This is a genomic window from Microbacterium sp. GW823-FHT02G05 (genome assembly GCF_058797175.1).
The window spans coordinates 1600480-1610524 of sequence record NZ_JBXAJK010000001.1; the positions used below are offsets into that span (position 1 = coordinate 1600480).

The window sequence follows — 10045 nt, forward strand, 5'->3', positions numbered from 1 at the left end:
AAAGCCACGCCCCGATCGTCGGGAGCGTGGCCATCGTCGTTGAAGGAAGGCACCCATGCCATGAGGCAAGAAGACCGGCGACTCGCCCAAGTCCTCGAAGCGCACGTGCGACGGCACAAGCGAGCTGTCGCACGTGCAGACGCCGTGCTCATCGACGCACTTCAAGAGGCCGGGTTCCCCCAAATCCACAGCGCCCGCGCCGCCTACGCGCGCCTCGACGCCCAACGCCGGCTCCCCGGCCTCACCCAGATCCAGATCGACGCCGTCATCGACTACGAGACAGCGCAGAAAGTCCGAGAATGACCTCCACCATCCTTCACGACCCGACGTTCCCTCACGGTGCGCCCGACGGCTACCAGCAGGGATGCCACAGCTCCCAGTGCCCCGCGCCCGTCACCTGCCGTGACGTCCAGACCCGCTACCGTGGCGACTTCGAGTTTCGCCGACGCATCGACGCGGGTGAAACCGCCGCCTCCATCGTCGCCGTCGAGGCGCAGCGCGCCGCAAACACGAAGCGCGCGGAGGCGACCGCGGCGCGCGCAGCACGACTCGCTGTGAAGAAGACGAAGGCCAAGCCCACGCAGCCGCCGAAGCCGCGCACGTGGTTCCCGTACGACACGCTCCGAACGCTGCACGCGGAAGGGCTGACGGACAAGGAAATCATGGCGCGGATGGGTAAGTCCCGACAGAGCGTCGGCGACGCACGCCGAAATCTCGGCCTCCCCGCGAACACCAAGCGCTCCTCCCGCATCACGGAACAGTATCCGGCGCTGCACGCGGAAGGCCTCACCGACCAGCAGATCGCAGAACGACTCGGTGCACACCCGCAGTACATCAACAGGGTGCGCCGCGACCTCGGCCTGAAACCCAACCCAGTTCCGCGCCCCACCCAGACTCCCGCGATCCTCGCGCTGAGTGCCACAGGCGCATCGCCGGAAGCGATCGCCGCCGAACTCGGCCTGACCACGAAGTACGTGGAACGCACAGTCCGAGCCGCGAGCAAGACAGAAGCCCCCGTCGAGACGGGGGCTTCTTCATTCCAGGAGGCGGCGTGAGCCTGCACTACGAAGATCAAGGGCTGCGCCTGTTCCACGGTTCGAACAAGGACGTCCTGCCGACGCTCCCCGACGCATCGTACGACTCCATCATTACCGACCCGCCCTACGAGCTCGGTTTCATGGGCAAGGGGTGGGACTCCACCGGCATCGCCTACGACGTCGACGTGTGGCGTGAGTGCTTCCGTGTGCTGAAACCGGGCGGGTATCTGCTCGCGTTCGGCGGCACCCGCACATGGCACCGCATCGCCGTCGCCATCGAGGACGCCGGGTTCGAGATCCGTGACTCCATCGCATGGATGTATGGGTCTGGGTTTCCGAAGTCGATGAACGTCAGTGCGCAGATCGACAAGACGCTCGGCCGAGAGCGGGAGGTGGTCGGCGTCGCCGCAGACTTCGCGCGGGACGGATCAAGACGGAAGATCGACGGCACCCACACGAGGCCTCACGCCGAGCAAGGAGGCCATGGCTACGGCGATCGTTGGTCAGCGCCCATCACTGCACCGTCCTCGGACGAAGCGAAAGCGTGGGAGGGCTGGGGCACAGCGCTCAAGCCCGCCTTCGAGCCCGTCGTCGTCGCACGGAAGCCGCTCGCCGGCACTGTCGCGGCGAATGTGCTCGCCTACGGCACCGGAGCGATCAACGTCGACGCATGTCGCGTGGGCTGGGGTGCTGACGGCGACAAGTCCTCGGCGCGTAAGGCAAAGGGATACTCGGAGGCGGCGAAGAAGGCCGTTGGTCGCGTGGCGGCTTCGGAGAACGCGTCAGGGTTCGCAGGTGAGGTAGTCGGCACCGATTCGTCGGGGGGAAGGTTCCCGTCGAACGTGCTGCTCGATGAGTCGCAGGCCGCTGCGCTGGACGCCCAGACGGGTGTGCTGACGAGCGGGAAGATGCTCGCGGGTACTCGGCCGAAGGGCGAGCGGAAGACGTACGGACAGGACGCCGCAGGAGGGTACGAGACGATACGTGACACCCCGGGTGACTCGGGTGGAGCGTCGAGGTTCTTCCCGACGTTCCGGTATGAGGCGAAAGCCCCTGGTTCGGAACGCCCCGAGGTTGATGGTGTCGCGCACGCGACGGTGAAGCCGCTCGAGCTGATGCGGTGGCTCGTCCGGCTCGTCACCCGCCCGGGTGGGCGCGTGCTTGACCTGTTCGCGGGCTCCGGCACGACGGGGGAGGCCGCGCTGCTTGAGGGCATGGAGGTCGACCTGGTCGAGCTCGAAGCTGACCACCTGCCGCTGATCCTGCAGCGGGTGCGGAAACCACTACAGCCGCCGATGTTCGGCGGTTGGGAAGGAAGTGCATCGTGACGCCGTCACTCGTCGCGCTCGATTCGCCACATCAGTCGATGACCAATGCGTTCATCGCAGGGCACCAGACGTCGAAGTTCAAGGGCTACACGCACCCCACGGTGCCGTGGAACGGGCTCACGGTCACCGATCTGTTCTGCGGTGCGGGCGGTTCATCTTCCGGCCTCGTCGAGGCGGGGTACAAGGTCGTGATCGCGGCGAATCACTGGGCGCTCGCTATCGAGTCGCACCAGATCAACCACCCGGACACGGAGCACTCGCAGGCCGACATCAGTCAGGTGGACCCGCGGTACTTCCCGAAGACGCATGTGCTGTGGGGGTCGCCGGAGTGCACGAACCACTCGATCGCGAAGGGCGTCAAGCGGCAGCGGCAGCAGGACCTCGCGCTGTTCGAGATGGACGGCACGCGTCCTCTGCCTGATGAGGCGGCGAACCGGTCACGGGCGACGATGTGGGACATCCCGCGGTTCGCTGAGCACCACCGGTACATGGCGATCATCTTGGAGAACGTTGTCGACGCGTACCGGTGGGATCAGTTCCCGGCGTGGCAGCTGGCGATGGAGAAGCTCGGCTACCGGATGCAGATCGTGTGGCTGAACAGCATGCACGCGCAGATCGGTGGGCTCCCGGCCCCGCAGTCACGGGACCGCATGTACATCGTGATGTGGCGCGAGGATCTCGTGTCGAAGAAGCACCGCGGCCCGAACATCGGGAAGTGGACGCGCCCGATGGCGTTGTGCTTGGAGCACGGCGAGATCCAGGCTGTGCAGGCGTTCAAGAAGGCGGAGCAGTGGGGCCGATACCGTGCGCAGTACCTCTACCGGTGCCCGGAGTGCTTCCAGGTCGTCGAGCCGGGATGGTTGCCGGCGTCGAGCATCATCGACTGGTCCCTGCCCGCGCAGCGCATCGGCGATCGCACGAAGCCTCTCGCGGAGAAGACCCGCGAGCGCATCCGTCGCGGCATGGAACGTCACTGGGCGCCGATCATCGCGAAGGCTGCGGGGAACACGTACGACGGCGTGAACACGGGCTCGAACTACCTGCGGGTGTCGGACCTTGATTCGCCCGCTCCCGTGCAGACGGGCACCGCTGAGCATGGGCTGGCGTTGCCGCCCGCGTTCCTCGCGCAGTTCCGTGAGCGCGCGCGCACGCAGACGCTCGATGGTGCGTTGCCGACGGTTGTCGCGGACGGCGCGAACCACGCGCTGATCGTGCGCGGCGAGGGCAACACCGTGCCGGCTAAACCCGCGTCGGAGGCACTCGGCGCGCTCACCGCGTCGGGCTCGATGTTCGTCGCGCAACCGCTGATCGTGAACAACGTGAGCGGTGCGGATGCGTCGCGGTCGGAGCCAGTGTCGCGGGTTCTCCCGTCGATCGTGGCGGGCGGCACACACGCGTCGCTGCTGATCCCCGTCGAAGGGCGTGAGGGGAAGTCCGCGGCCTCCGTCGATGACCCGATGCGCACGCAGTCGACGCGCAACGAGACTGGCTTGCTGATCCCGCTGCGCAATCACGGTGTCGCAAAGCCGAGCACGCACCCGATCGACACGGTGAGCGCGGAGGGTAACCACCACGCCCTGGTCCTGGCTGATCTGGAAGAGCAACGGCAAGCGGCAATGAAGTGGCACCGCGAAGGTGACTTCGATGGGCGCTGGGTCGACACAGCGGAGTCCAGGCGGATCGACGCGCTGATCATGCGGAACAACCAGGGCGGCGCGGAGATGTCCACGCCGATCGCTGAGCCGATCCGCACGCTCACCACCGGCGGACACCAGTCGCTCATCGAACCGGGTATGCCGATCAGTCTCGACGTCGAGGACGCCGGATTCCGGATGCTCGAGCCGCACGAGATTCAGGCAGGCATGGGCTTCGCCCGCGACTACCTGCTGCTCGGATCGAAGCGGGACAAGGTCAAGCAGGCAGGGAATGCGGTCACGCCGCCCGCCGCGCGCGACCTCGGTCACGCGGTCGCCGAGTTCCTCCTGGCGGTGCTGGCATGATCCTCGGCGTCGACTTTTCACTCCGATCGACTGGCCTCGCCGTCCTGTGCGACGACGGAACGACAGACACATGCACGATCACCGCACCGAAGGACGACGGCACCGTCAAGTCGGTTGTCGAACGACTCACGTCGATCGCCGACCAGATCGAAGCATGGGCGGATCTCGGCGCCGACGACACCATCGTCTTCGAAGGTGTCCTCCACCACGCCCCGGGCGCACGTCGCGACGTGATCGCCGCGGGGTGGTGGTGGGTCGCAGGTCGGCTCGCGCCGCTCGTCGACGACCCGGTGATCGTCGTCCCGCCAAAGACCCGAGCGAAGTACGCGACGGGCAACGGGAACGCGGGGAAGCAGGCGGTGCTCGAGCAGGTCACCGCCCGCTACCCACAGTTCGCGATCGACGGGAGCGACGACATCGCTGATGCCGTCGCTCTCGTCGCGATCGGCGCACGAATGGCCGGCCGACCAATCGACCCGACCCTGCCCGAAACGAACCTGTCCGCACTGCGGACCGTGAAAGGAAAACCATGAGCGACGACACTGTCCGCGCGACCGTGTACCTGCAGGTGCAGCCTGAGTACAAGCGATGGATGAGCGACCACTCGAAGCCCGAGTCGATCGACGGAGCGAAGGTCATCCGTTCGACTCAGAAGCGCTCTGCGGCGCCTGAGCCGGGGACTGTCGAGGTGAAGCTCACGATCGAGCTTCCGAAGAGCGCGTTCACGCCGCTCGCGCCCGAGGCGATTGTCGTGATCCCCGAGACGCTGACCCAGCCGCACCCCGTCGTCGTCGAGGCCGAGGACGCGAACGAGGTGAGTAACTGATGGCCGGCGAAACCGTCATCACCGTGGTGGGAAACCTCACGGCCGACCCCGAACTGCGTTACACGCAGAACGGGCTGCCGGTGGCGAACTTCACCATCGCATCGACGCCTCGGAACTTTGACCGTGCGGCGAACGAGTGGAAGGACGGCGAAGCGCTGTTCCTCCGCGCATCCGTGTGGCGCGAGTTCGCCGAGCACGTCGCCGGGAGTCTGACGAAGGGCATGCGGGTCATCGCGACCGGGCGTCTGCGTCAGCGTTCCTACCAGGACCGCGAGGGCAACCAGCGCACGGCGATCGAGCTGGAGGTCGACGAGATCGGCCCTTCGCTCAGGTATGCGACAGCGCAGGTCACGCGGGCGGCGTCTCGGAATGGTCAGCCTGCCGCGCAGGCGCAGTCGCACGACGACGGCGCGTGGTCGACCCGCCAACCAGGCGCCGCCGAAGAACCGTGGTCGACGCCTGGTTCGTTCGGCGACGATACGCCGTTCTGATGGGCGTCTATCGGAAAGAAGTGCTGACCATCGAATCAGGCACGACGCCTCTGCAGATCATCGATGCGATGCAGGAGATCCCGATCGGCGCGGCTCTCGTGAGTGTCGAGTTTGAAGACCCCGTCATGTTTCGGGACGGCTCGCGCGCCACGTTCGTTTTCGAGCGGCCAATTCAAAGCGACTAGGTCGCGTTTCGCCAACGGGGCGGTTCCCATCAGGGGAGCCGCCCCGTGCTGTACCCAGGAGGGCTTCAACATGACCGGTGACCGGTTCTGCATCACTGTCGACAGGGAATGGTGGGAGGGCGTGCCGCGCGCGGATCGTCCCGCCCCGTGCCACCGCCGCGGCATCCGCGACGGAGTCCGCGTCCCCACGGCGCACTACGCGTCCTGCGACGAGAACAGCGAATGCCGCGGGTGCGTCCCCCGCGGCGCGGTCCACGGCACGATGCTCTGCGGCGTCTGCCTGTGGAAGTTCAAGGACGCACTCGGACGCCTCGGGTGGCTGATCGCCCACCTGCGAAGCATCGAACGTGCAGGGGCAGCCGTGGGGGAGCGGGTGCACACATCGATGGACATGTCGATCCTCCTCCCGGACTCGTGGGATGCCGCCGACGAGCTCATGGTCGCGCTCGGCGCACCGAAGTTCCGTGCGACGGACTCGATCGACGACGCGATCGCGAAGGCCCACGGCGTTGTCGCCTCATGGGAGGCCGACCTCGACGCCCGCCTCAACACTGCCGAAGGGGCATCCCAGGCCGTCGTCACCGTCCGCCGCATGCAGCGCGCGCTCGCCCGCTATAAGGACGCAGAGGTGGAACGCCGGCCGATCCCGGAGGTGCTCTGCCCGAAGTGTCGGAAGCGCGAGCTCTACCGACACGCGCCCCTGCAGTACCTCGACGACATCTACGTGATGTGCAACGCCGACGGGTGCGACTACCGGCTGTCGTGGTTCAGCGAAGGCCCGCCAGGGGTGAACGGTGAACCGAACCCCGACCATCCCGACTACGTCCGCGGGTGGGTCGACATCTACGCCCCGATCTTCGAGGGCATCCAGAAGGACATGGCGCGTCGAGAGCGCGAGAAGGCGAGGACAGCATGACCAGCAAGCGTGAAGAACTGATCAAGGCCGTCAAGCGGCTTGAGGTGCTACTCGACGAGGGTGAACGCTGTCTATGCGCGACGCCGGGCGGCGAGGCGTTCGCGGATCTTCGGACGGTGCTCGACTCATTCGAGCAGGCTCTCACCCCAACCGACGACGAGCGGAAGATCGCTGCGCAGGTGATGCTCCCGGTGTTCGATCAACTGGCGGTTTCGGTGCACCACGAAGGTCCGTACTCGGAGGCAGAGTCAGCGCTTGAAGCCGCTGATCTTCTGATCGCCGCTGGCTTCCGCCGTCCCGTACAGGGCGACGAAGAAGAACGCGTGGCGCGTGATCTGATTCGGCGGGCAGTGGGCGGAGTGCTCTTCAACGCTTCGAACTTCCCCGAGAAGGTGCAGGTCGCCATCCTCGGCCAGAACATGGGGCCACTGAACGAGAAGATCACCGATGCAGTGTCTGCCGCTCTCCGCCGCCCCGTACAGGGCGAACCGACCGACGCGGCGATCCGGTCGGCAATCGAAGTGCTCATGAGCGAGCTGACTGCCTGGCGGAAACACACGGGCGACACGGCTCTCGCCAACTTGCTCGGACGTGCCGCGTCGGTAATGGGACGTTCCCAGGTGCAACTCGAAGCGATGACCGCCGAGAAGGCGAATCCGGTGCGCGGAGGAGACCATCGCGTGGGCTGACGAGGCGACCGAAAACCGGCGACTGCTCGGGCCGGAGCCACAGGGCGAACCGTCCGACGCGCAGGTGCTCGCCGCGCTGAACGGCTTCTACCCGCACGCCACGACCTCGCATCTGAGCGACTGGTCCGTGCCCAATCGCGAGGCCCTGCGTGCCGCTCTGCGTGCTGCTGCCGTCGTCACCGAACAGGGAGAGAACCGTGGCTAAGGACAAGGAACCAAAAGCGACTCGTTACGACCGTGAGGTGCGGAGAGTCGCATTCCGAACCGAGAACGACTACCGAGACGTGAACTTGGGGCATCTGCGTCAGGTTGTCGCCGCCGCAGAGGGCATGGGTGATGACGCAGAGGTGACCGTCGAGAAGCTGCACAAGCACTACTCGCGCGTAGATGAGTGGCGAGTGAGAGTCGTCCGCGTGACGGAAGAGCTTGTCGCGCCACCCGCCGCCACCGCGGGAGAGAACCGAAAGGAGCAGAACCGATGAGCACCGACAAGCGGATGAAGGCCGTGCAGCCTTACCCGAACGTCTGTCTTCTCGCGTGCACTATCTGCGGCGTCCTGGTCTGGGACTTCGACGCGCACTACGCCCACGCACACCAGGACTGCGGTCATCCGAACCACGGCGCGAACGATCACGACTGCACGCCGTTTCTCGTTGCCGCAAGTCAGAACCGAGAGGAGCAGAACCGATGAGCGAGATCGCCGAGTTGCGGGATCTGCAGCGTGAGTACATCGCGAAGCGGAACCACTGCTACGTACTCATCCGCCAACAGGACAACGACCTGGGCAACTGCATGCCGAGCGCGTCCACGATTCGTGCGTGTCGGGAGCGCGAAAGCCGCCTGCGTGCTGATGCGGACGGATGGCAGAAGCGGATCGATGCGATCCAGAAGAAGCTCGACGAAGCGATCGGAGTCGATGATGTCTGAGCGCACGCCGAAGCTGAGCACCATTCGCCACGCGTGGGCGAAGGCGCACCCATTTCCCCTGACCACCGATGTCGAGGAACGCTACGCCGAGTTCGATCGCTGGCTGGCCGCTCATGATGCCGAGGTGCGTGCTGCCGCCCTGGCTGAACAGGGCGATCGAGCCGCTGGTGACGGATGCTCTGAGGCGACTTCGCCGTCCACCGCTCCGGTACGTGGTCCTGGAGCGAACGCTCGTGGAGGCGGCATGAGTGCCGCTGACCGTTCCGCCCGCCAATCCACCCATGACAACACCACCCGCCCCGAAAGGGTCGAGGCCGTCACCCGCGACCTGTGGGCAGACGTCGAACACTACACAGACACCCAGGAGGACGCCGATGCCTGAACGCATCCAACTCTCACGCAAGAAGGGATGGCGGAAGCCAGAGAACACGGTCGTCGTCGCCCGCCCGTCGAAATGGGGAAACCCGTTCGTGATCGGCGGGTTGGCGCGCTTCACGACCATGCACGGAACCTTCGCTGGCCGTATCCCAGATCGTGAGACTACGGTGAAGTTCTTCCGGGAGTGGTTCCTGTACTCCGACTCGGAGAACGGGCGCGCCGCACGCGACAACGCGCGCCGCGAACTCGCTGGGAAGAACCTCGCCTGCTGGTGTCCATCCGATCAGCCATGCCACGCAGACGTGCTGCTGGAGATCGCCAACCAGGAAAGCGCTCGATCGGTGATCGGCCCTGATTGCCGTGAGGGGAAGCACCCAGCGTGCGACGGGCGCGCATGGGACGACAAAGCCGACGACATCACCAACTGCACCTGCCCATGCCACAAGGAGCACACATGACGAAGGAGCGACGCCACGCCGGCCGCGCGATCCGCAAAGCGCGACGAGAACAACGTGAAGCGATCGCCGCCATCGCGGCGATGGACTTCACGGGACTCTTCAACGCGATGGCGGAAGCGTTTGCGAACGCCGCCCGCGTGGTCGTCGACGCGATCACGCAGATGGCTCAGGCCATTGCCGAATACGAAGCCCAGCAGTACCGCATGGCCCACCGGGCACTCACCACAGGAAAGGAACCCACATGAGCGCCGACGTGCTCGAAGACACCGATAGCACAACCACGACCACGACCAGCGACGGCGATCATGACAGGTTCAGTCACTACGTCCGCAAGACGGCGATCCTCGACGCGCAGGTGAACGGCGTCCCGGCGCGGGCGCTTTGCGGCAAGATCTGGACGCCGAACTCCGACCCGGAGAAGTACGGCGTCTGCCCTACCTGCAAAGAGATCTACGAAGACGACCAGAGGTTCCTCGACAATGACGCCTGACCGCCAATCCGACTTCATCCGTTCCGACGAGATCGCCGACATGCTCGTCCCCATCGAGAACCTTCCAGCGCTGTTCGATGTGGGGGAGCGGACGATCCGCAACTGGATCAAGGTCGACAGTATCGACCTCCATACCTACCCGCCATCGCAATTCGGTCACCCGCACGGCAAAGCCGTCCGATTCGGCGACTTGCCTACCGACGGGCCGACGACACGCTGGAAACGCAAGAGCGATTCCGGTCGCTCTGATAGTGTGTAACTAGGTTCGAGAACCCATAACCCCTGGCAACGCCGGGGGTTTTCTTGTGCCCAAATCCGCG

General features: G+C 65.7%; 19 protein-coding genes. All 19 read left to right on the forward strand.

Annotated elements, in window-relative coordinates; translation table 11 throughout:
* Positions 1 to 60: 60 nt before the first annotated feature.
* Positions 61 to 303 (forward strand): hypothetical protein, encoded by a 243-nt coding sequence (locus tag AC1REM_RS07715; protein WP_492514096.1) that lies wholly within the window; start codon positions 61 to 63, stop codon positions 301 to 303.
* Positions 300 to 1055, forward strand: coding sequence for a hypothetical protein (locus tag AC1REM_RS07720; protein WP_492514097.1), 756 nt, complete (start codon positions 300 to 302; stop codon positions 1053 to 1055). The genes AC1REM_RS07715 and AC1REM_RS07720 overlap by 4 nt, the downstream gene beginning before the upstream one ends.
* On the forward strand, positions 1052 to 2365 hold the full coding sequence (locus AC1REM_RS07725) for a DNA methyltransferase (RefSeq protein WP_492514098.1): 1314 nt from the start codon (positions 1052 to 1054) through the stop codon (positions 2363 to 2365). Before AC1REM_RS07720 ends, AC1REM_RS07725 begins: the two co-directional genes overlap by 4 nt.
* A 38-nt stretch (positions 2366 to 2403) precedes the next feature.
* Complete coding sequence (locus AC1REM_RS07730; RefSeq protein WP_492514481.1) at positions 2404 to 4365, forward strand: DNA cytosine methyltransferase; 1962 nt, start codon at positions 2404 to 2406, stop codon at positions 4363 to 4365.
* The gene (locus tag AC1REM_RS07735) at positions 4362 to 4898 is read left to right on the forward strand and encodes a hypothetical protein (protein ID WP_492514099.1); all 537 of its coding nucleotides are present in this window, start codon (positions 4362 to 4364) and stop codon (positions 4896 to 4898) included. The genes AC1REM_RS07730 and AC1REM_RS07735 overlap by 4 nt, the downstream gene beginning before the upstream one ends.
* Positions 4895 to 5191, forward strand: a complete 297-nt coding sequence (locus AC1REM_RS07740; RefSeq protein WP_492514100.1) for a hypothetical protein — start codon at positions 4895 to 4897, stop codon at positions 5189 to 5191. The genes AC1REM_RS07735 and AC1REM_RS07740 overlap by 4 nt, the downstream gene beginning before the upstream one ends.
* On the forward strand, positions 5191 to 5682 hold the full coding sequence (locus AC1REM_RS07745; RefSeq protein WP_492514101.1) for a single-stranded DNA-binding protein: 492 nt from the start codon (positions 5191 to 5193) through the stop codon (positions 5680 to 5682). The genes AC1REM_RS07740 and AC1REM_RS07745 overlap by 1 nt, the downstream gene beginning before the upstream one ends.
* Positions 5682 to 5867, forward strand: a complete 186-nt coding sequence (locus AC1REM_RS07750) for a hypothetical protein (RefSeq protein ID WP_492514102.1) — start codon at positions 5682 to 5684, stop codon at positions 5865 to 5867. Before AC1REM_RS07745 ends, AC1REM_RS07750 begins: the two co-directional genes overlap by 1 nt.
* Before the next feature lie 70 nt (positions 5868 to 5937).
* On the forward strand, positions 5938 to 6783 hold the full coding sequence (locus tag AC1REM_RS07755; protein ID WP_492514103.1) for a hypothetical protein: 846 nt from the start codon (positions 5938 to 5940) through the stop codon (positions 6781 to 6783).
* The gene (locus AC1REM_RS07760; RefSeq protein WP_492514104.1) at positions 6780 to 7472 is read left to right on the forward strand and encodes a hypothetical protein; all 693 of its coding nucleotides are present in this window, start codon (positions 6780 to 6782) and stop codon (positions 7470 to 7472) included. The genes AC1REM_RS07755 and AC1REM_RS07760 overlap by 4 nt, the downstream gene beginning before the upstream one ends.
* Before the next feature lie 64 nt (positions 7473 to 7536).
* A complete protein-coding gene (locus tag AC1REM_RS07765) occupies positions 7537 to 7677 on the forward strand; it encodes a hypothetical protein (protein ID WP_492514105.1) in 141 nt (46 codons plus the stop codon).
* Between the two features lie 79 nt (positions 7678 to 7756).
* Positions 7757 to 7954 carry a hypothetical protein gene (locus AC1REM_RS07770; RefSeq protein ID WP_492514106.1) on the forward strand — a complete coding sequence of 66 codons (198 nt, stop codon included), beginning with the start codon at positions 7757 to 7759 and terminating at the stop codon, positions 7952 to 7954.
* The gene (locus tag AC1REM_RS07775) at positions 7951 to 8163 is read left to right on the forward strand and encodes a hypothetical protein (RefSeq protein WP_492514107.1); all 213 of its coding nucleotides are present in this window, start codon (positions 7951 to 7953) and stop codon (positions 8161 to 8163) included. Before AC1REM_RS07770 ends, AC1REM_RS07775 begins: the two co-directional genes overlap by 4 nt.
* On the forward strand, positions 8160 to 8399 hold the full coding sequence (locus AC1REM_RS07780; protein WP_492514108.1) for a hypothetical protein: 240 nt from the start codon (positions 8160 to 8162) through the stop codon (positions 8397 to 8399). Before AC1REM_RS07775 ends, AC1REM_RS07780 begins: the two co-directional genes overlap by 4 nt.
* Entirely contained in the window at positions 8392 to 8781 is a 390-nt protein-coding gene (locus AC1REM_RS07785; RefSeq protein ID WP_492514109.1) for a hypothetical protein, read from the forward strand. Before AC1REM_RS07780 ends, AC1REM_RS07785 begins: the two co-directional genes overlap by 8 nt.
* Positions 8774 to 9235, forward strand: a complete 462-nt coding sequence (locus tag AC1REM_RS07790; RefSeq protein ID WP_492514110.1) for a DUF4326 domain-containing protein — start codon at positions 8774 to 8776, stop codon at positions 9233 to 9235. The genes AC1REM_RS07785 and AC1REM_RS07790 overlap by 8 nt, the downstream gene beginning before the upstream one ends.
* Positions 9232 to 9480: a hypothetical protein gene (locus tag AC1REM_RS07795; protein WP_492514111.1), complete on the forward strand. Its 249-nt coding sequence runs from the start codon at positions 9232 to 9234 to the stop codon at positions 9478 to 9480. Before AC1REM_RS07790 ends, AC1REM_RS07795 begins: the two co-directional genes overlap by 4 nt.
* Positions 9477 to 9725, forward strand: a complete 249-nt coding sequence (locus tag AC1REM_RS07800) for a DUF3039 domain-containing protein (protein ID WP_492514112.1) — start codon at positions 9477 to 9479, stop codon at positions 9723 to 9725. Before AC1REM_RS07795 ends, AC1REM_RS07800 begins: the two co-directional genes overlap by 4 nt.
* A complete protein-coding gene (locus AC1REM_RS07805) occupies positions 9715 to 9984 on the forward strand; it encodes a hypothetical protein (protein ID WP_492514113.1) in 270 nt (89 codons plus the stop codon). Before AC1REM_RS07800 ends, AC1REM_RS07805 begins: the two co-directional genes overlap by 11 nt.
* The last annotated feature ends 61 nt before the right edge of the window (positions 9985 to 10045 follow it).